20 protein-coding genes are annotated in these 19,890 nt (G+C 71.0%); 12 read left to right on the forward strand and 8 right to left on the reverse strand.

The features are described from left to right. Positions 1-58: 58 nt before the first annotated feature. From V6U86_RS22120 to V6U86_RS22130, 3 genes are all read left to right on the forward strand, one after another. The gene (locus V6U86_RS22120; RefSeq protein ID WP_334505960.1) at positions 59-1,027 is read left to right on the forward strand and encodes a PaaX family transcriptional regulator; all 969 of its coding nucleotides are present in this window, start codon (positions 59-61) and stop codon (positions 1,025-1,027) included. Between the two features lie 278 nt (positions 1,028-1,305). Next, positions 1,306-2,514 (forward strand): cellulose binding domain-containing protein, encoded by a 1,209-nt coding sequence (locus V6U86_RS22125; RefSeq protein ID WP_334505962.1) that lies wholly within the window; start codon positions 1,306-1,308, stop codon positions 2,512-2,514. A 96-nt stretch (positions 2,515-2,610) separates the two neighbouring features. After that, a complete protein-coding gene (locus tag V6U86_RS22130) occupies positions 2,611-3,201 on the forward strand; it encodes a DinB family protein (protein WP_334505964.1) in 591 nt (196 codons plus the stop codon). A 30-nt stretch (positions 3,202-3,231) separates the two neighbouring features. Here V6U86_RS22130 and V6U86_RS22135 read toward each other — a convergent pair whose 3' ends face one another. Then, on the reverse strand, positions 3,232-4,269 hold the full coding sequence (locus V6U86_RS22135; RefSeq protein WP_334505966.1) for a serine hydrolase domain-containing protein: 1,038 nt from the start codon (positions 4,267-4,269) through the stop codon (positions 3,232-3,234). A 95-nt stretch (positions 4,270-4,364) separates the two neighbouring features. On the opposite strand from V6U86_RS22135, the gene V6U86_RS22140 reads away from it, so the two are divergent. Both V6U86_RS22140 and V6U86_RS22145 read left to right on the forward strand, forming a co-directional pair. Further along, complete coding sequence (locus V6U86_RS22140) at positions 4,365-5,234, forward strand: fructosamine kinase family protein (RefSeq protein ID WP_334505968.1); 870 nt, start codon at positions 4,365-4,367, stop codon at positions 5,232-5,234. Between the two features lie 153 nt (positions 5,235-5,387). Beyond that, complete coding sequence (locus V6U86_RS22145; RefSeq protein WP_334505970.1) at positions 5,388-6,659, forward strand: MFS transporter; 1,272 nt, start codon at positions 5,388-5,390, stop codon at positions 6,657-6,659. A gap of 48 nt (positions 6,660-6,707) precedes the next feature. On the opposite strand, the gene V6U86_RS22150 is transcribed toward V6U86_RS22145, so the two are convergent. Beyond that, positions 6,708-7,910 carry an MFS transporter gene (locus tag V6U86_RS22150; RefSeq protein ID WP_334505972.1) on the reverse strand — a complete coding sequence of 401 codons (1,203 nt, stop codon included), beginning with the start codon at positions 7,908-7,910 and terminating at the stop codon, positions 6,708-6,710. 72 nt (positions 7,911-7,982) lie between these two features. On the opposite strand from V6U86_RS22150, the gene V6U86_RS22155 reads away from it, so the two are divergent. Beyond that, on the forward strand, positions 7,983-8,825 hold the full coding sequence (locus V6U86_RS22155; RefSeq protein WP_334505974.1) for a LysR family transcriptional regulator: 843 nt from the start codon (positions 7,983-7,985) through the stop codon (positions 8,823-8,825). Positions 8,826-8,878: 53 nt separating this feature from the next. Here V6U86_RS22155 and V6U86_RS22160 read toward each other — a convergent pair whose 3' ends face one another. Beyond that, entirely contained in the window at positions 8,879-9,349 is a 471-nt protein-coding gene (locus V6U86_RS22160) for a hypothetical protein (protein WP_334505976.1), read from the reverse strand. Then, positions 9,346-9,939: a CDP-alcohol phosphatidyltransferase family protein gene (locus tag V6U86_RS22165; RefSeq protein WP_334505978.1), complete on the reverse strand. Its 594-nt coding sequence runs from the start codon at positions 9,937-9,939 to the stop codon at positions 9,346-9,348. Before V6U86_RS22165 ends, V6U86_RS22160 begins: the two co-directional genes overlap by 4 nt. Positions 9,940-10,080: 141 nt before the next feature. Here V6U86_RS22165 and V6U86_RS22170 point away from each other — a divergent pair, with 141 nt between their 5' ends. Genes V6U86_RS22170 through V6U86_RS22180 form a run of 3 tightly spaced genes read left to right on the forward strand, consistent with a single transcriptional unit; the run spans position 10,081 to position 12,728 of the window. Beyond that, positions 10,081-11,184 (forward strand): sensor histidine kinase, encoded by a 1,104-nt coding sequence (locus V6U86_RS22170; protein ID WP_334506173.1) that lies wholly within the window; start codon positions 10,081-10,083, stop codon positions 11,182-11,184. Further along, positions 11,181-11,828: a response regulator transcription factor gene (locus V6U86_RS22175; RefSeq protein ID WP_334505980.1), complete on the forward strand. Its 648-nt coding sequence runs from the start codon at positions 11,181-11,183 to the stop codon at positions 11,826-11,828. Before V6U86_RS22170 ends, V6U86_RS22175 begins: the two co-directional genes overlap by 4 nt. Positions 11,829-11,864: 36 nt before the next feature. Further along, positions 11,865-12,728 carry an LLM class F420-dependent oxidoreductase gene (locus V6U86_RS22180; RefSeq protein ID WP_334505981.1) on the forward strand — a complete coding sequence of 288 codons (864 nt, stop codon included), beginning with the start codon at positions 11,865-11,867 and terminating at the stop codon, positions 12,726-12,728. 31 nt (positions 12,729-12,759) lie between these two features. Here the strand turns inward: V6U86_RS22180 and V6U86_RS22185 are convergent, their stop codons facing one another. Further along, complete coding sequence (locus V6U86_RS22185; RefSeq protein WP_334505982.1) at positions 12,760-13,665, reverse strand: SDR family NAD(P)-dependent oxidoreductase; 906 nt, start codon at positions 13,663-13,665, stop codon at positions 12,760-12,762. A gap of 76 nt (positions 13,666-13,741) precedes the next feature. On the opposite strand from V6U86_RS22185, the gene V6U86_RS22190 reads away from it, so the two are divergent. Together V6U86_RS22190 and V6U86_RS22195 are read left to right on the forward strand one after the other, a co-directional pair. Next, positions 13,742-14,179, forward strand: a complete 438-nt coding sequence (locus V6U86_RS22190; RefSeq protein ID WP_334505983.1) for a MerR family transcriptional regulator — start codon at positions 13,742-13,744, stop codon at positions 14,177-14,179. A gap of 217 nt (positions 14,180-14,396) precedes the next feature. Then, the gene (locus tag V6U86_RS22195; RefSeq protein WP_334505985.1) at positions 14,397-15,692 is read left to right on the forward strand and encodes a GAF domain-containing protein; all 1,296 of its coding nucleotides are present in this window, start codon (positions 14,397-14,399) and stop codon (positions 15,690-15,692) included. Positions 15,693-15,847: 155 nt separating this feature from the next. Here the strand turns inward: V6U86_RS22195 and V6U86_RS22200 are convergent, their stop codons facing one another. Both V6U86_RS22200 and V6U86_RS22205 read right to left on the reverse strand, forming a co-directional pair. Beyond that, positions 15,848-16,987 carry a glycoside hydrolase family 53 protein gene (locus V6U86_RS22200; RefSeq protein ID WP_334505987.1) on the reverse strand — a complete coding sequence of 380 codons (1,140 nt, stop codon included), beginning with the start codon at positions 16,985-16,987 and terminating at the stop codon, positions 15,848-15,850. A gap of 9 nt (positions 16,988-16,996) precedes the next feature. After that, positions 16,997-18,169: a cellulose binding domain-containing protein gene (locus tag V6U86_RS22205; protein ID WP_334505989.1), complete on the reverse strand. Its 1,173-nt coding sequence runs from the start codon at positions 18,167-18,169 to the stop codon at positions 16,997-16,999. Positions 18,170-18,413: 244 nt separating this feature from the next. On the opposite strand from V6U86_RS22205, the gene V6U86_RS22210 reads away from it, so the two are divergent. Continuing rightward, positions 18,414-19,241, forward strand: a complete 828-nt coding sequence (locus tag V6U86_RS22210) for an SAM-dependent methyltransferase (RefSeq protein ID WP_334505991.1) — start codon at positions 18,414-18,416, stop codon at positions 19,239-19,241. 123 nt (positions 19,242-19,364) lie between these two features. Here V6U86_RS22210 and V6U86_RS22215 read toward each other — a convergent pair whose 3' ends face one another. Next, entirely contained in the window at positions 19,365-19,619 is a 255-nt protein-coding gene (locus V6U86_RS22215; protein ID WP_334505993.1) for a hypothetical protein, read from the reverse strand. Positions 19,620-19,890 lie beyond the last annotated feature (271 nt).

Below are 19,890 nucleotides of genomic sequence, written 5' to 3' on the forward strand. Positions count from 1 at the left end.
CCACCCACCCCTGAAGGCGCCGTGCCCCGCCCTCACCTGACGAGGCAGGGGCTTCCTGGTGCGGCAGTCTGATGAGGTGAACGCCGACGACGTCCGAGTGCCCCGGGCCCAGGCCGGGTCCAGCCCGCAGCATCTGCTGACGACCTTGCTCGGCGAGTACCTCGACTCCTCGGAGGCCGACCTGCCGTCGACGGCGGTCATCGCGATGCTGGGCGAGTTCGGGGTCAGCGAGTCCAGTGCCCGTGCCGCGCTGTCCCGGCTGGTCAAGCGCGGTCTCATCGCCACGCGCGGGAACCGACGGCCGCCGGTCTACCACCTCACACCGCAGGCGATCGCCAAGCATCGCTCCCGGATGCAGCACTTCTTGAACTTCGGCTCCCACCCGGCGCCCTGGACCGACGAGTGGCTGCTGGCGTCCTTCTCCCTGCCGAGTTCCGCCCAGGCGTCCCGTCACGCGCTGCGCCGGTCGTTGAGCGCACTGGGCTTCGTGGGCCTTTACGACAGCGTGTGGATCCGGCCCGGGTCCGACGCCGCGCCGGTCAAGGAGGCGATGCGTGCGTTGCTGCACCACGTCGAGGGCGCGCGGTGGTCGGTCCTGCACGCCCGGTTCGACGAGGAGACCGGGCCACACGGTCCGGCCGCCGCGTACGACCTGACCACTCTCGCCTCGGCGTACGCAAGCTTCGTCCAGCAGTACGCGGAGCTGCGGGCGGCCGCGCGCAACGGTCAGGTGGACAGAGCCCGAGCGCTGGTGGCTCGCACCTCCGCCATGGACTCCTGGCGGAAGTTCGCCGACGTCGACCCGGACCTGCCCGCGCACCTGCTGCCGAAGCCGTGGCCTCGCCAGGAGGCCAGGGAGACCTTCCTGGACATCCACACAAGGCTCGGCTCGCTCGCTCAGGCGCGTCTGGTCGAGGTGACGACGCCGCACTGGCCGGAGGCCTCGTCGTGGATCACCCATTTCCAGGCGTCGAGGAACCCCTCGCGCCCGGAGCCGATCGGCGGCAGGCCGCCACGTGTCGGCTGACCGGTCACGGCCGGCCAGAGCGGCCCAGACACTGACACTTTTCGTTGCCAGAGTGATAGTAACTGCACACAGCTCCCATCGGATCGCCTGTGGGGACCGCGGCCGGGCGGTCGCCGGCGCCGGACGAGCGGGCAGTGGTGGCCGAGGGCACGGTCACCGCCCAGGCCGCGTCGCGCCCGTGTCGATCAGACCCGTGGCCAGCACCGACCGCCTTCGTCGGGGTGCGGATGACACCACCACCCCAGGGAGCGCCACCGTGACTGTTCCTGGAGGGTTCAATGAGAAGGCGATCGAAGATCTACGCGGGCCTGGCAGCCGCCATCGTCCCGGTCACCTCTGTGATCATGGCGCTCGGCGGGACACCGGCGTCCGCCGCCATCGGCGGTTCCGGTCCCTACCCCGCCGACTACGAAACCTCGGCCACCCTGGCCAACCACACGATCTTCCGACCCCAGACCCTCCCGTCCGAACGCCTACCCATCGTCGTGTGGGGCAACGGCGCGTGCTCGGCAAACGGCCTCTCCCAGGGCAACTTCCTCCGCGAGATCGCTTCCCACGGCTTCCTCGCCATCGCCAACGGCGCCCCCAACGGGTCCGGCTCCACCAACGCCCAGATGCTCACCCAGTCCATCGACTGGGCGGTCGCGGAGAACTCCCGGCAGGGCAGCAAGTACTACAACAAGCTCGACACGAGCAAGGTCGCCGTCGCGGGCTTCTCCTGCGGAGGCCTGGAGGCGTACGCCGTCTCGAACGACCCGCGCGTCACCACGACCGGCATCTTCAGCAGCGGGCTGCTGAACGACGCCGACGACTACCAGCTCAGGAGACTGACCAAGCCCATCGCCTACTTCATCGGCGGGCCCAGCGACATCGCCTACCCGAACGCGATCGACGACTGGGGCAAGCTGCCCGCCGGCCTGCCCGCCTTCATGGGCAACCTGAACGTCGGGCATGGCGGCACCTACGACCAGCCCAACGGCGGCGAGTTCGGCCGGGTGGCGACGCTGTACTTCAAGTGGCGTCTGAAGGGCGACACCACCGCCGGCCGGAACTTCGTCGGCGCCAGCTGCGGTCTGTGCGGTAGCCAGTGGAGCGTCCAGCAGAAGAACCTGACGCTCGACGACGACACGCCGCCCACCACCCCGCCGCCCACCACCCCGCCGCCCACCACCCCGCCGCCCACCGGCGGCACCCCCACCTGCACCGCCGTCTACGCCGTCCAGGACCAGTGGAACGGCGGATTCGTCGCCAACGTGAGCGTCACCGCGGGAACCACCGCGCTGACCGGCTGGCGGGTCACCCTCACCCTGCCCAGCGGCGCGTCGGTCAGCTCGCTGTGGAACGGGGTCAGCAGCGGCACCAGCGGGACCATCACCGTCGCGAACCAGAGCTACAACGGGCGACTGGCCGCAGGTCAGGCCACCAGTTTCGGCTTCCAGGGCACCGGCAGTGGCAGCGGAGCCACAGCGAGTTGCGCCGGAAGCTGACACCCCGGACACGTCGATTCGTTCGGCGGGCCGGTGCCCTGGCACCGGCCCGCCGTGGGTGCGCGGCGGTACGGCGGATAGGGAAGACTGGCCGGCATGGCTGATCTGAGCGATGTGAAGGCCGCGCTGCACCTCTACCTTCGCGGGGCCCGCGAAACCCTCATCTGGAAGCTCGACGGGCTCAGCGAACGCGAGGCCAGGCTGCCCCGCACGGCGACCGGCAACAACCTGCTGGGCGTCCTCAAGCATTGCCTCAATGTCGAAGCCGGCTACTTCGGGCCCACCTTCGGCCGCGAATTCCCGACCCCTGGCGAGCTGGTCCCGCTGGCGGCGTTCGACGACGACCCCCAGGCCGACTGGTACGCCCGGGAGGACGAGACGAAGGACGGTCTGATCGACCTGTATCGCCGGGTCGGCGCGTTCGCCGACCAGACGATCGACGAGCTGCCACTCGACGCTCCGGGGCATGTGACGTGGTGGCGGCCAGGTGCGCAGGACGTGACGCTGCACAAGATCATCATTCATGTGACCTGCGATCTCGCCCGTCACGCCGGGCACGCCGACATCATGCGCGAACAGCACGACACAACGATCGGCCTCCGGCGGGACAACCCCAACATGCCGGACGACTACGACTGGCCGGCCTATGTCAGCAAGCTGACGAAGCTGGCCGACCGCTTCGGCTGATCGGGAAACCTGTCGGCGTGCGAGACGACCTCAACCAGTGGGGTTGGTGACGGTGTGAGAAACGGCGCGGATCAGGTCCAGCGGTTCTTCAGTCCAGTGGGAGGCGAGGACGAGCTCCCGGGCCGGATCGACCCACAGCAGGTGTCGCCCGCCGTTGCCCCGGGCGCTGCGGCCGGTCGCCGGCGCCCCGGGCCACGGCACCTGCTCATCGTTGAGCCACCACAGATAGCCGTATTCCCGCTTCACCGGGCAGGGCGCCCACGACTGATCAATCCACTCGGCGCTGAACAGCCGGGCCCCGGCATGGGTCCCTCGATTCAGGAAGAGCTGCCCGATCAGGGCCAGGTCCCGGGCGGGGACGATCAGCCCTCCGCCCCAGTGCGCGCCGCCGGAAACCACCTCGGTCCGGCGGCCGTCGATGTCGACGACGCTCGTCCGGTACCCGTGCCACGACCACCGATCGGAGGCGCCCAGCGGGTCCATGACCCGCTCCCGCAGCACCTCCGGCAGCGACCTGCGAAGCAGGAGCGTCAGCGCGTACGCGAACAGGTTCATCCGCACGTCGTTGTACGCCCACCCCTGCCCCGGGGGCGTACCGTGCACCTCCGTGCCCTCGCGGAAGCTCTGCGCGTCGACGCTCGTCGGCTTGCCCCACAGTTGGCCCTCCCACTGGCTCGACTGCTGCAGCAGGTGACGCCACGTGATCTGCTCGTTGTGTGGCCCCCGGAACTCAGGAACGTCGACGACCTGGTGCACCGGTTGGTCCGGCACCAACAGCCCGTCGTCGAAGGCCAGGCCGGCCACCACCGACACGACGGACTTGGTGACGCTGAAGGCCATCTCCGGGACGTTCGGGTCGCCCCAGACCGCGACCTCCCTGCCCCCGACCCGGACCACCCCGCTGGCCCCACTGGCGGCGCGCAGCGGGCCGACGACCTCGCGGTGGCTGACGTCCGCGACCTGTGCCGCCAGGTAGGTCTCGATGTCGGCGGCGTCTCTCGTCCACCGGGCACCGAACTCCTGGACGACCCGCCCCAGCCGCTGCTGATCCACCGACACCTGACCCATGCCCAGCATCGTCCGCCACCGAGGCCATGGGCAGGGCGAGCCGTGACCCGCCTCATAGGATCGCGTAACCCCACCGGACCTGAGGAGCATCCCGCATGACCCTGCTGGAGCGCCTGCACCGGGCCGGTATGCGTGAGGTCGTCACGGTGCAGCCGGTGACGGGCGGGCTCGCGGCGCTCGCCGGCATCGCCACCCGTCGGGATGCGCCACCGGTGTTCGTCAAGGGCTTCGCCGACCTGCCCGCCGGCGACGTCTTCGCCGCCGAGGCCGAAGGACTGGCCGCGCTGCGCGAGCTCGGCGGGGTGGCGACACCCGAGGTGATCCTGGCGGATCGGGACCTACTGGTGTTGTCGGTGCTGCACGCGAGGCCGCGCAGCGAGGCCTTCTGGGAGCGGTTCGCGCACCTGCTCGCCGGCCTGCACCTCAGCACGACCCATCCCCGCTTCGGCTGGCACCACGACAACTGGCTGGGCCGTCGTCGCCAGATCAACACCTGGAACGACGACGGCTTCGCCTTCTTCGCCGAACACCGGCTGCTTCGCTGGCTCGATCAGCCCCGCGTCGAGGCGGCGCTGGACGCGGCAGACCGAGCGGCGCTGGAACGGCTCTGTGACCGGCTGCCGGACCTGCTGCCCGACCGACCGGCGTGTCTGACGCACGGTGACCTGTGGGCACAGAACATCCTGGCCACCGCGGACGGAGAGCCGGCGCTGATCGACCCGGCCGTGTCGTACATGTGGGCGGAGGTCGACCTCGCGCACGTGTGGTCCACCTCGCCCCCGCCCGAGGCACGACGGATGTTCGAGGTCTACGCCGAGCTGACCTCGCTCGACGACGACTGGGAGGCCCGCATGCCGCTCATCCAGCTGCGACAGCACCTCGCCGTGCTGGCCCAGTTCGACGACGACTGGGGCGCAGCTGATCAGATCCGCGCCGTCCTTGCCCCGTTCCGGGCACGACCCTGACCGGAGGCCCGGCCGTCGACCGCGGCAGCCGGCGCTCAGCGCCCCGCGAGATGACAGCACCCCCGCGGGGTGGTCGACGTCCGTCGAGTGACCCGCGAGCGGAGCAGGGGTCGGGGCCTCCATTACGGTGACCCCGGAAACGGGGGGTGGGCCATGGCACCGGAGGTCTCGCCGCGAAGGGCCAGGGCCGTGCTCGTCACGCTCTCCCTCGCCGCGTTCGCGTTCATCACGACCGAGTTGCTGCCCGTCGGTCTGCTGACCCACATCGCACCCGATCTGGGCCGGTCCCGCTCAGAGGTGGGCCTGCTGGTCAGCGGGTACGCCGTGGTGGTGGTGCTGGCGTCCATACCGCTGACCCGGCTGACCCAGCGGATCCCCCGGCGGCAGCTGCTCGGCGTCACGATGCTCCTGTTCGCCGCCGCGAACGCCGCCGCCGCGCTCGCTTCGACGTACGCCGTGCTGGCCGGCTCCCGTCTGGTGACCGCCCTCGCGCAGGCGCTGTTCTGGTCCATCGCCACGGCGACCGTGATCGGGCCGTTTCCGGTCGCGGTGCGCGGCCGGGCGGTGGCGCTGTTCTCGACCGGGGCGACGCTCGCCCCGGTGCTCGGCGTACCCCTGGGCACCTGGCTCGGGCAGCAGGCCGGGTGGCGCGCGGCGTTCGCGGTGCTGGCCGGGGTCGGTCTGGCGATCGCCGCCGCGGTGCTGGTCCTCCTGCCGTCCTATCCCCCGGCCGCCGGCGGCGCTGCCCGGGGCTCCGCACCGGACGGGCGGCGCTTCGCCGTGTTGTTGATCGCCACCGCCCTGGGCATCGGCGGCTTCATGACCCTGCAGACCTACGTGACACCGTTCCTGCTCGACGTCAGCGGCTTCACCGATGGGGTGCTGGCACCGCTGCTGTTCGTCTCCGGCGCGGCCGGGGTCGTCGGCACCCTGGTGGCGGCCCGAACTCTGGACAGCCGACCGATCGCTTCGCTGCTGACGCCGCTGAGCATCGGCACGGTGTCGCTGCTCGGGCTGTACGCCCTCGGCGCGCTCCGGCCGGGTGTGGTCGCGCTCCTCGCCGGGATCGGCCTCGCGTACGCGGCGTTCGGCTCCGCCGTGCAGAACCGGATGCTGCAACTCGCCCCGGGCAGCACCGACATCGCGTCGGCCGGGGTCAGCACCGCCTTCAACGCTGGCATTGCTGGCGGATCGCTGCTCGGCGGCGCCCTCCTACCCCTGTCGGGGGCACGCCCGCTGGCACTCGCCGGCGGGCTGCTGACGTTGGCCGCCGTCACGCTGCTCGCCGTGGACACGCGTCGCGGCCGCGTCGGGCCGGAGCCGACCGTCGCCCAGCCCTCCACCAGCCCTCCAGCTACGCGCCGGCCTGTTGGCCACCCGGATTCGGCTGCGGACGGAAGACCTTCCGGTACGCGCCCGGTGTGACGCCGAGGAGTCATCCGAACCGTGTCGCGCCAACTGAGCGGCAGCTCATCACCTGAGTTCAGCCGGTTCGGGGTGGTAGGGCACCGCCGTCCGCGCGGGCGAGCGGCGGGACAGCAGGTGTCCGGTCAGTGCGGCGGCGAGGCCGGCGAGCCCGGCCGCCGCGAAACCGCCAGCCGGCACGGAGAGGTCGATCGCCACGCCGACGAGCGGTGCGCCGAGCGCGAAGCCAGCGCTCTGCGCCGAAGACTGCAGACCGATCACCTCGCCCCGCACCCCGGGTGGCGCCAGCCGGCTCACCGCGTCGGCCACCGTACTGAGGGTCGGCGCGGTGAGGAGCCCGCTGCCGACGACTGCCACGCACAGCCAGGGCCAGTCGTGGGCGAGCCCGGCCGGGATCGTCACGAGCCCCAGCAGGCCGAGCAGCAGCCACGTGGGCAGCGGCCGGGTCAGCGCGCCGTAGACCAGCCCGCCGACGACGGACGACACGCCGAACACCACGACGACCACGGCGGCCCAGGACACCTGACCCGCCTCCCGCAGCGTGGCGACGATGGCGAGGTCGACGCCGCTGAGCAGCGTCGTCGTGCCGAACGCCATGATCAGCGCGGCGATCATCCTGGCATCCAGCCACTCCCTGGGTGGAGGTCGTTCCGCGGCGGCGGTGTCCGCCTCGTCACCTGCGCGCATCGGCGGGTTGAGCGCGGCGATGCCGACGCCGCCGGCCAGGATCGCGGCGCCGACCCCCCACGCCACCACGTCGGGGGACACCGTCGCCGCACCCAGAATCACCACCGCCGGCCCCACGATGTACGACAGTTCGCCCTGCACCGATTCCAGGGCGAACGCGGGCCGGCGCTGCGCCGCGGTCGTCATCGCGGCGATCGCCTGTCTGCCCACCGCCTGGGCCGGCACCATCAACAGGCCCGCCACGAAGCTGGCGGCCAGCAGGAACCCGTACGGCAGGACTGGCACGCCCAGCCAGAACACGACCTGCCCGGTGACGGTCACCAGCAGGACGGGGCGCAGGCCCCGCGAGTCGATCATGCGGCCGAGCAGTGGTCCGCCCAGCGCGACTCCGGCGGTCAGGGCCGCAGCGACACCACCCGCCGCCGTGTAGCTCAGCTCCAGGCCCAGGACGACAACGAGGGTCAGCGCCATCACGTCGGCCGTTATCGCGGTACGGGCGAGCAGCGAGACGCCCAGCAGCGGTGCCATCCCTGGCACGGCGAGCACCTGCCGGTATCCGGTCACTCAAATGACGCTAATTCCTCCGCCGCTCCATAAGAAGACGTCAGTTTGTTCAGGCCGACATAATGAATGCTTATGGCCAAGGATTTGGAGACCGCCCTACTGCGGTCGTTCGTCGCCGCCGTGCGGGAGGGCAGCATCAGCCGCGCCGCGACCGCGCTCGGGCATACCCAGCCCGGCCTCAGCCAGCAGTTACGCAAGTTGGAGAGCGTCGTCGGCCGTCCGCTGCTGCACCGGTCGTCGGCCGGTGTCTCGCCGACCCGGGCGGGCGAGGAACTCCTGCCGTACGCCGAACGCATCCTGTCGCTCTCCGCACAGGCACTCGCCGAAACCGGACGCGCGCTCACCGGCCACTGCGGCGTCGGGTTGCTCGAAGACCTCGCCGCGTCCCAGCTTCCGCAGGCCCTCGCCGACCTTGCCCGGCTGCATCCCGGCGCGACGCTGGAGGTGCTCAGCTGTTCCAACGCCGCCATGCGGGAGGCCTACGACGCGGGCCGCGTCCAACTCGTGCTCGACGCGGTGCCAGACATTCCCGGGCCACCGCGTTGGACGGTGCGCGCCCCGCTGGTCTGGGCGACCGGGCAGGGGGTGGACGTGACCGCCGATCCGTTGCCGGTGGTGCTGTTCTCCAACCCGTGCTCCTGGCGTACGTCCGTGTTGGACGCGCTGGAACGTGCCGATCGACGCTGGCGGGTCGCCTTCGAGAGCAACAGCCTGGTCGGGGTGCTCGCCGCGGTCCGGGCCGGGCTCGGCGTCGCGGCGCTCATGCCCGCGAACCTCGAACCGGTCATGATCTGCCGCGACCCGGACGCGCTGCCCGTCCTGCCGGACGTCGAGTTCGGCCTCGCCCGGCACCCGTCAACCGAGGGTGATCCGTTGATCGACGCCGTGGAGGCGGCGCTGCGTCGCATCGTCTGAGCACGCGCCGCCGTCGGACGGTCGGTCAGCCACTCCCCCCGCCGCCGCGGCGGTCAGGCCAACGCCGCAGGCAGGACGAGGAGGCCGAACCGGATCACCCGCCCGGAAAGGCACGCGACGGCGAACTCCCAGCGTCGAAGGCCCGCGGTGCCGGCGGCGAGGCTGACGACGGCCAACGGTGGAACCCCCACCGCGGCGGAGACGAGCACCGTCGGAAGGGCGGTGCGGCGGCGGGAGAGCCAGCGCCGGATCGGCTCGGTCCACCGTGCGGCCCGGCCCGCCGCGCGACCTGACCCTCTGCGTTGCGCGAGCGTCCGGGCCAGCCGCCCCGAGCCACGTCGCGCCGACTCGAACAGGAGCAGCTTGCCGACGGTCTGCCCGAGCGCCAGGGCGACCACGGCGACGAGCGCGTGGCCGCCACGGTGCCCGGCGATCACGGCGTACGCCTCGGCGTTGACGACCGGGACGAGCGCCGAGGCGACACCGTAGCCGAGCGCCAACGCGGCCTCGGCGAGGCTGCTCACGCCCGCCCGTCCCGTTCGAGCAGCCGGACCACCGCCGCGACCGACCACAGCTTGACCGCGATGACGGCGACGGCGACGGCCAGCGCGAGCAGGTGTTGACCGAACGCGATGGCGCCGATGACCCCGGCGGTGTTGACGACCTTGGCCGTCGGCGACCAGTTCACCGCCCATACCCGCCGATCGACCAGGTGGAAGTAGTTGGGGCTGAGCACGGGCCAGCACAGGAACGCCAGCGACAGCATGGTGTCCAGCACCAGGAACGAGAGCAGAAAGACCACGGCCACGACCGCGACGTCGGGCTTGAGGGCGACCAGGCCCACGCAGAGCACGGCGGTGCACGCGCGGTCGCTCACGATGTCGAAGACCGCCCCGGCTCGGGTCTCCTGCCCGAGGCGACGGGCGGTCCAGCCGTCGAGCACGTCGCCGATCCAGTAGATACCATACGATATCGCCATCAATGCCACTGAGCCGGAGACGATGGCTACGACACCGACGGTGACAGCGGCGACCGTGCGAACGGCGGTGATGTAGTTGGGAACCGTACGAAGAGGGCCGACGGTGATGGCGGCGCGGGAGTCAACGAGAGTCACCTCCGCAGGTTCGCGCGGTGAGCGTTTTCGCGGAACGTGCCGCGGTGCCGATCTGGCCGGGAGGGCGGTACCGGGGTGCCGACCGATCCGGTACCTGGGTACTGGCCGGTCCTGCGGCCGGTCGCGGAGACTGTGCGGGTGATGACTGGAATCCGCGAACGGTTGCGCGACCCCTCGCGGGTGCGCCGACTCGCGTACGGCGCGGTTGGCTTGATCATCATCGCCGTGGTCACCACCGTCGACGGGGGCGTGTCCGTTCCGGCGGGCTGGGCGTGGCTGGTGCTGCCGGTCAGCCTCGGGGCCACGGCGCTACGCCCGCGCCACCGAACCCTGATCTTCGCGGTCTGCGCGGCGTTCGTGGCGATCGTGAGCACCGGCGAGTCGGTGCAGTTGGGCCTCGCGGCCGCCGGCCTGGTGTTCGTCTCGGTCTGCGAAGACCCGACCCGACACCCGTGGCTGGGATGGGTGGGTGGCTTGATCGGTGCGGCCGGCGCCCTCGCCATCGCGTTGCTCAACGGGCGAGGGCTGTACGAGCAGCCGTTCTTCTTCGTGACCGCCGGCTACCTCCTGGCGATCCTGTTGCGGTCGTGGTCACGCGGATACGCCCTCACGCGGGAGACAGCCGACCTGCGCGGCCAGGCCGCCTGGCTCGAACAGCGCACCAACCTGGCCCGCGAGTTGCATGACGTGGTCGGCCACCACGTCACCGCGATGGTGGTGCAGGCCGAGGCGGGTCAGCTCAGCGACGACCCGGGGGCGGCGCTGCGGGCGATCGCGGGCAGCGGGCGCACGGCGCTGAGTGAGCTCGACACGCTCGTCGTGCACCTGCGCGATCCGAACGCGTCGATCGCGGTGAGCGCGCCGCCGCGCCTGTCCGACATCGACGAGCTGCTCGCGCAGCCGCTACGCCAGCAGGGCGTGACGGTGCGGGTCCAACTGGACCCCGAGCCGGGCCTGGACGAGGTCGGGGTGTTGACCGTCTACCGCATCGCCCAGGAGGCGCTCACCAACATCGCCCGCCACGCGAAAGCCACAGCGGCCTGGGTCGAGCTGGTCCGCGTCGGCGACCATGCCCGCCTGCGGGTCAGCGACGACGGCATCGGGCCGCCCCGCGTACCCACGAGCGGCTCGGGTCTGCTCGGCATCGGCGAACGCGTTTCCGCGCGCGGTGGGAGCTGGGAGCTGAGCCAGCGCCCCGGCGGCGGCACCGTGGTGCAGGCCAACCTGCCGGTGGCGAACCCGTGATCCGCGTCGCGATCGCCGACGACCAGGAGCTGGTCCGGGACGGCTTCAGCCTGATCCTGCGGTCCCAGCCCGACATCCAGGTCGCGGCTGAGGCGGCTGACGGCCGGCAGCTCCTCGACGCCGTACGTCGCGACTCCCGCATCGATGTCGCTCTCGTCGACATCCGCATGCCGGTACTCGACGGCCTGCAAGCCACCCGCGAGCTGGCCACCATCCCGCACGCGCCGGCGGTCATCGTCGTCACCACCTTCGACGACGACGCCTACGTCCTGGACGCCATCGCCGCCGGCGCACGCGGGTTCCTGCTCAAGCGGTCCAGCGCCCGCGACCTGATCGCCGCGGTGCGCACGGTGGTGGCCGGCGAGGCGGTCCTCTCCGCCCAGGTCACCGGTGCCGTCCTCGACCGGGTCCGCGCGACCGACCCGGCCACCCGCGTGGACCTGTCGGCCTACCAGCTGACCGCCCGGGAGACCGACGTGCTCGCCCTGATCGGCGCCGGGCTCAACAACAACGAGATCGCCGAGCGCCTCTACCTGTCCATGAGCACGGTCAAGACCCACGTCACCAACGTGCTGGCCAAGACCGGCAGCCGCGACCGGGTACGGGCCGCCATCCTGGCGATCCAGGCCGGCCTCGCGCCGTGAGTGAGGAATCGGCGCTGAGGGTCGTAGGGTTCCGGTATGGCACAACGACTCGTCAGCGTGTGGCAACCGTTCTTCCTCGCCAGCCAGAGTCAGGGCGCCGTCATCGACGCCGCGACCGAGCTGGAGGACCTCGGCTATTCACGGATCTGGTTCTCCGGCGGTTTCGGCGAGAACGTCGCCCCGCGCTTCCGGGAGATCCTGGACGGGACCACGCGCATCGGCGTCGCGTCGGGGATCGTGAGCATCTGGCACTCGACGCCCCCCGAGGTGGCGGCGTTCGTCCAGGCCGCGGAGCAGGCGCACCCCGGCCGGTTCCTGCTCGGTCTCGGCGCCAGCCACGCGGTGATAGTGGAAGGCGGCGGCACCGACTACCGCAAGCCGTACTCGCGGATGGTGGACTACCTGGACGGCCTCGACGCGGCGGGGGTTTCGCCCGAGCGACGCATCCTGGCCGCACTGGGCCCGCGGATGCTCGAACTCTCCCGCGACCGTTCCGCCGGGGCGCACCCGTACTTCGTCCCGGCCGAGCACACCGCCGAGGCCCGGGCGGCAATCGGGCCCGACCGGCTGCTCGCCCCCGAGGTCGCGGTCGTCCTCGACCCGGACGCCAGCACTGCGCGCGCCACCGCCCGGCAGTACACGAGCGGTTACCTGGCACTGCCCAACTACACCAACAACCTGCGGCGATTCGGCTGGACCGACGAGGACTTCGCCGCCGGAGGCAGCGACCGCCTCGTCGACGCCCTGATCCCCTGGGGCACCGTCGAGCAGGTGGCGGCCGGGCTGGAGCAGCACTACCAGGCCGGGGCGGACGAGGTGGCGATCCAGGTACTCAACGGTGGCGACGACACCACGTTCCCGGCCGACGCGTTCCGCACCCTGGCCGCGGCCCTGATCTGACTGCCGGCAGGCGCCGCCGTGAGACGCAGGCTCAGGCGATGAGATCGAGGCCGGTCAGGTCGGCCGACAGCGCCCAGAGTCGGGCCGCCTCACCGCTGTCGGTGGGGTTGCCCTCGGTGGTGTGGCAGTCCACGCAGTAGTCGCCGCCATCCGCGTCGAGTTGGGATGACGTGGCGGCCCAGACCTGGGTCGCCGCGCCTTGCTCGACGGTCTTGAACAGGCCCGGCCGAGGATTGCCGTCGGTGTCGATCCAGCCGGCGGCGACCATCTCCTCCACAGCGAGGTGCCGTTGCAGGGGGGTGAGGATCCAGCCGGGGTTGACGGAGAAGGCGCGGACGCGGTGCGGCCTGCCGAGCAGGTCGAGGTGGCGGGCGAACAGGATGTTCGCGAGCTTGGACTGCGTGTACGCCTCCCACTTGTCGTACCCGCGCTCGAACTGCACGTCGTCCCACCGGATGCGCCACGCCGGGTCGCGCCCGGAGGCGACCGAGACGACACGAGCCGTTTCCGCCCCGGTGAGCGCGGGCCACAGCAGACTCACCAGCGCATAGTGGCCGAGGTGGTTGATCGCCAGGTGCGCCTCCCAGCCAGGTCCAACCCGGGTCTCCGGGCAGGCCATGATGCCAGCGCCCGCGATCAGGATGTCGAGGGCCGGATGGCCGCGCAGGAACCGTTCGGCGAACGCGCGGACGGAGGCGAGGTCGGCGAGGTCCAGGCGGTCGACCTCCACCCCGGCTACGTCGGCGAGTGTCTGCTGCGCCACGTCCGGCCGGAGAGCTGGGACGACGACCCGAGCGCCGGCCTGGGCGAGCGCGCGGGTCGTGGCGAGACCGAGCCCGGAGTAGTCACCCGTGACGAGGGCGGTCCTGCCGGTCAGGTCGATCCCGTCGAGGACATCTCCGGTCGTACTGTGGGCGCCGAACATGGTGTGGGTCATGCCGCGGACGCTAGGTGCTAGACCCAGGTCTAGGTCAACAGGCTACGGGTACGGGCCACCGGCTACGGTCGATGGCATGGCGGACAGCGGCCTGAGCATCGGGCAGGTGGCGCAGCACACCGGGTTGAGCGTGCACACCCTGCGGCTCTACGAGCGTGAGGGCTTGTTGGCCAGCGAGGTGCGGCGCGACGGGTCCGGCAGGCGCGTCTACAGCGCCTGGGACATCGAGTGGCTGACGAACTGCGTGAGGTTCCGGGCCTCCGGGATGCCGCTCACCACGATCGGCCGCCTGGCCAAGCTCGTTCGCGAGGGCAGCGGCAACGAGGCAGAACGACTCAAGCTGCTCCGCGAACACCAGCGCCACATCATCGAACAGCTCACACAGCTGCGCGACTGCCTGGCACTCATCGACGGCAAAGTGGCCAGCTACGAACAACACCTTGCCGCGGGCGCCTCCGGTGATCCCTGGCAACAGCAACCCCAACCCGCACCCGCACCCGACGAGCGAGACTGACGAAACACCGTCGGTCGGGCCGGGGTCACCGGCTGTCGTGGCTGGTCGGGCGGCGGGTTGCGGTGCGTGGTTGGTGGGTAGGACCTGATTCCTGAGTACATGGGTACGCTGCACCGGCGGCGGCCTCGGCCAAGCCCCTCCGCACCACCGCCACCCCCACCGTGCGGGCGCACCACCGGCGTTCCCCCTGTCCACAGACGAGAGGCGAGACCACACCATGACCGCAGTGCCAGGCCAACGGTCTACTGCTGCTGCGGGTCCGGCGGCTGCCGAACGAGCAGCGGAGGAGGACCTGCGGGCGTTGTTCGGGCAGTCCATCGCCGTCTTCGCGTCTCTGGCGGGCCCGGCGCACCTGGTGGAAACGGCGAACCCGGCGTTCCTCGCCACCGTCGGCGAAGAGCGGGCCCGCGTCGGGGTCGCGCTCGCCGAACTGATGCCGGAACTGGCCGGTCAAGGATTCATCGCGCTACTGGACCAGGTCTTCCGCACGGGTGAGCCGTACACCGGCCGTGACGTCCGGGTCATGCTGGGCAGCGGCCCGCAGGCGCGGGAGTCGTTCTTCGACTTCACCTACGAGCCGCGCCGGGACGCCGACGGCAACGTGACCGGGATCCGGGTGCTCGGCGTGGAGACCACGCAGGTCAAGCAGGCCCAACGGCTGATGGCCGAACATCGTGCCCTGCTGGAGCAGATCGCCCGTCAGGCACCCCTGACCGAGGTGCTCGACGGAATGGCCCGCTGCATCGAGAACCTCGCACCGCAGGAGGTGCTCGTCTCCGTCCTACTCGCCGACCCCGACGCCCGTCACCTGCGCCACGGCGCCGCGCCGAGCCTGCCCGACTTCTACAACCAGGCCATCGACGGCATCGCGACCGGCGAAGGTGTCGGCTCCTGCGGCACCGCCGCCCACCGGCGGGAACCGGTCATCGTCACCGACATCGCCACCGATCCGTTCTGGGACGACTTCCGGGACCTGGCCGACCAGGCCGGGTTGGCGGCCTGCTGGTCCACGCCGATCCTGGCCCGCGACGGCGGCCTGCTGGGCACCTTCGCGATGTATCACCGCACCCCGCGCGTCCCGCAGGACACCGACCTCGCCTTCACCCGGCTCTTCGCCGGCACCGCAGCCCTGGCCATCGAACGCCACCACATCGAGCAGGCGAAGCTCGACGCCGAGGCACGCGCCAAGTCAGCCAATGACGAGTTGGCCAAGGTGTTGCGCGTGGAGCGGGAGCTGCGCGCCGAGGCTGAGCAGCGGGCCGCCGGCGCCGCGGAACTCGCCACCCAGATGCGTGCCGCCGCGGCCGCGCAGGCCGCCACGCCGCACCCGGAGCACTGCCAGCTCGGCGGCGCCGACGGGTGCACCGCGCGAGCCGAGATCAAGATCGCCGATTCGTGGGGCGACGCGGCGTGGGGCTGCGCCGTCCACGTCGAGGAAGCCATCCTCAACGTACGGTCGGTGTTCATCGCCAGCGAGGAGCTCGGCGGGCTGGCCGCCTACCTCAACCGCTGACCGCTCGCGGGGGCCTGTCGGGCACCTGCTGAGCATCTGGCACGAGCACTGCTTCCTGACGGCCACCGCGCCTGCCGCACCCCAGCCCGGTCGACGCCTGTTGCTTGAGCGGTCTTGGCAGCGGCCACGATCCGTCGCCGCGTCCGACGAGGGCGTCAGGGTGTCCAGCGCACGCCCGGGTTCACCCGCCCGGACCAGTCGAAGACAGCCATGTTGTCCCACTGGTTGCCGGTGCCGTTGATGTTGGCCGGGTCCCAGCCGTTGCCGCGGACGGCGTACCAGGTCGGTTCCCAGTAGAAGACACCGATGGCGCCCGCGTTGCGGGCGGTGTTCTGGACCCAGTCGAACTCCTGTGCCTGCCCGGACCAGGTCGCGCTGATGCCGTCACAGGTCGCGTCGCCGATGGCGTTCGGCTCGCTGTCCGCGTTGTTCCGGGTGAAGGGGTACGCGGTCTCCACGATCACCACCGGCTTGCCGTAGCGCCCGCGCAGGTCGACGATGTTGTTGTAGAGGTTCGCCAGGCTGCCGTGCCACATGCAGTAGTACGACTGGGCGGTGATGTCCCACTGCACACCTTGGGCGCGGATGCCGTCGTAGAACCATCTGGCGTTGGCGTTGCTGTCGGCGTTGGCGGTATGGATCATCACCGGGATGCCGCCGCCGCACGCCTTCGTCGCGTTGTAGCCCTGCTTCAGCAGCCCGGCCAGCGGGGCGAAGTCGTTGTTGACGACCTTGCCCTCGTTCCACAGCATCCCGACGTTGATCTCGTTGCCGATCTGCACACTGTCCGGCAGGGTGCCCTGCCCCCTGAGGCTGGAGCAGACGTCGTAGGTGAAGGTGTAGACGTCGGTCCGCAACTGGCTCAGGCTGTGGCCGGCCCAGGCGGCGGGCTTGTACTGCTTACCGGGGTCGGCCCAGGTGTCGGAGTAGTGGAAGTCGACGAGCACCTTGAGGCCCTTCGCCCTGGCCGCCCTCGCCTGCGCCAACACCGCGCTCTTGTTGTTGTAGCCGCTGACCGGGTTGTTCCAGACCCGCAGTCGGACGTAGTTGACGCCGACGGACTTCAGGATGTCCAGTGGGTCGCGGGCGACGCCGCCCGCGTCGTAGTACCTGGCGCCCAGATCCAGGCTGCGCTGCAACGAGGAGACGTCGGCGCCTCGCATGGTGAGCGTGTTCGCGGCGGAGACCGGGGCGGGCGCTCCGCCGAGCGTGGTGGTGGCAACGAGGATGCCGGCCGTGACAGCCCCGATCAGGGCCCTGGTGCGGCGGTGGGTGGTGACGCGATGCGTATTCACAAGACTCCTTCAGCCCACGGTGCAGGGAGCGCCGTTCAGCGAGAAACCAGTCGGTGGCGCGTCGCTGACGCCCCACCGGCCCTGGAGGCCGAAGGTCACCGAGCCGTCTGGGGCGAGGACCCGGTTCCAGTCGACGTTACGGGCGGTCACGGTGGCACCGGTCTGGCCGATCGTGGCGTTCCACCCCGAGGTGACCTGCTGGTCTCCCGGGAAGCTGAAGGTCACGGTCCAGCCGTCGACCGGTGCCGCCCCGGCGTTGTGGACAGTCGCGGTGGCCACGAACCCGCCCGGCCACTCGGACTGGTTGCGGTAGGTCACCCGGCAGGTCGAGGGCGGTGGCGTGGGCGTCGTGGGCGCCTCGACCGTGTTGGACGCGATCGAGACGTTGCCCGCCGCGTCCCGCGCCCGCACATAGTAGAGGTCGCGCAGCGGCGTCGACGTAGGTAGCGACGTCGTGTACGTCGTACCCGGCACGGTGGCGATCAGCCTGGAGGTGAACCAGCCGTCGAACCGGTAGACGTTGTACCCGAGCACGCCGACGTTGTCCGTCGACGGTGACCAGGACAGCGTGGCGGTCGAGGCGGTCACGTCGCCGATGGTCAGGCTCTGCGGTGCGCTCGGCGGGGTGGTGTCCGGGCCGGTGTCCGTCACCGGTGTGACCACGGTCAGCATGTTCGACCAGTTCGAGCGTTGCCCGAGGCTGTCCCGGGCGATCATTCGGAACGAGAACTGCATGCCCGGCCCAATGTGCGTGGTGATCGTGGTGGTGGTGACCGCGCCGGCGGTGGCGCTGAGGATGACATCGCCAAACTCCTGGTAGTAGGTGATGTCGTAGCCGGTGATGGCGCAGCAGCCGGACGTGGCGGCCGTCCACGTGAGAGTGACCGACCCGGTCCGGACCTCGCTGGCGGCCAGGTTCGTGGGCGCGCTCGGCGGGACGGGCGCGGTGCTCGGCGTACTGGCCGGCGCCAGCGGCGCGGTTCCGGTCGGCTCGGCGGCGGAGATCGCGGCCCCGCCGGGCGTCGGGGCGACCCTCGGATGGACGGCGGGCCTCGCGGTGGCGGCATAGGCCGCCGGTGCGGCGCTCAGGGCGGTGCTGAGAACCGCCGCCGACAGCAGGACGGCGGCCAGCAGAACCGGCCGCGGACGGCAGAACAGCGAGGACCAGGAGACGCCTGTCATACGTCGACCATGCAGCGGCACATCGATGATCGCCAACGTATCTCACGCCTCGGTCGGCGCGACCCGACTCCCGCTGGACGGTCGCCGCACCCTCCTCCTGCGTGAGCACCATTCATGCCCCTCGCTCGGCTGGGAGCGATACCAGTGGGGCAAAATTCAATCCTTCCGATCGCTACACTCGCCGCAACGCCGGCACCGCCCGCAGACCCCTACCCGCGCCAACCCCAATCGAATGGAGACGCCTATGACCCGCGACAAGGCGGCACCCGCCGGCATCGACCCCACCATTCCCAGCGTGGCCCGGGTCTATGACTTCTTTCTGGGCGGCAAGGACAACTTCGAGGCCGACCGGAAGGTCGCCGAGCACGCCCTGCGGATCACACCGGACGGACCAGCCGCCGGCCAGGCGAACCGGGCCTTCCTGCGTCGAGTGATTCGCTTCCTTGTCACCGAGGCGGGCATCGACCAGTTCCTCGACATCGGATCTGGGCTACCCACCCAGGGCAACGTGCACGAGGTCGCCACCGAGCAGAACTCCAAGGCTCAGGTGGTCTATGTGGACAATGACCCGATCGTCTTGACGCACGGGCGGGCCCTGCTCGCCGCGGACGGCACCGCCACGGTGATCCAGGCGGACATCCGGGAGCCGCAGGAGATCCTCAACCATCCCGACGTACGTCGGTTCCTCGACTTCGACCGGCCGATCGGGTTGCTGCTCTTCGCGATCCTGCACCACCTCGGCGACGACGAGGACCCGCGAGGGGTGGCGGCCGCGTTGATCGACGCACTGCCCTCCGGCAGCTACGTCGCGATCTCACACTTCCGCGACCCGGGCGAACGCGACCCCGAGGGCTCCCGCAAGGCCCGCGAGGTCGAGCGGATCTTCAACGAGTCGCTGGGCACCGGCCGCTGGCGTACCGACGAGGAGATCCTCTCGTTCACCGATGGGCTGACGGTGCTGGAACCGGGACTGGTGCCGCTGGCCGAGTGGCGCCCAGAGCCGGACGCACCCGCCACGGTGCAGACCGACACCTATCACACCTTCGTCGGGCTTCTCGCCCGCAAACCGTAGGCGCGATCCGCGTGAGGTCCGTCGGCGGGAGCGTGCCCCCACCGACGGACCTCACGCGTCAGATCTCCCGTACGCGGTGCCACCAGGCGCATCCCGGCGGCTGCCGTCCGCTTCGGCCGCGCCTTACTCCTCGGCAGCGGGTCGGCTGTGCACCACCAGCTCGTCGATCTCCAACCGGCCGACGCGCAGCTCGCGCACGACCGCGCGGCGGATAGCCAGCCGCCCGATTACCAGCGCCCCGACGGCCACGGCCCCGACGGCCAGAGCGCCGAGCGACGCAGCCCCCGCAGCCCATGCGCCGGTAGCCGCCGCACCCGTCGCCACCGCGCCGTTCGCCCGCGTCCCGGCCAACTGCGTCAGGCGTACCTCTCGCTTCATCCCCCCATTGTCCGCGTGCCGCTGGCCGCCCGCTCCCCATCAGGCTCAGCTGTCCGAACGGTCCACGTTGCCCACTGGATCAGCCCGAATCCCTGCCGGGCTCGCATAGCGCCGCTGTCCTCAATGTGGCCCGAACGCCTCAGGGTCTGCGCCACCCGACCTCGACTCAACCGTCAAGGGGACCAGCCGCCCATCCGGTCGTCCACCGTAATCAATCCGTTGCTCGGAGCAACTGTGGCCGCCGGCATTGTCCTGCTGTCGCGTCGCTGAC

Source organism: Micromonospora sp. CPCC 205558, assembly GCF_036902955.1.
In the GTDB taxonomy this organism is placed as follows: Bacteria; Actinomycetota; Actinomycetes; order Mycobacteriales; family Micromonosporaceae; genus Micromonospora.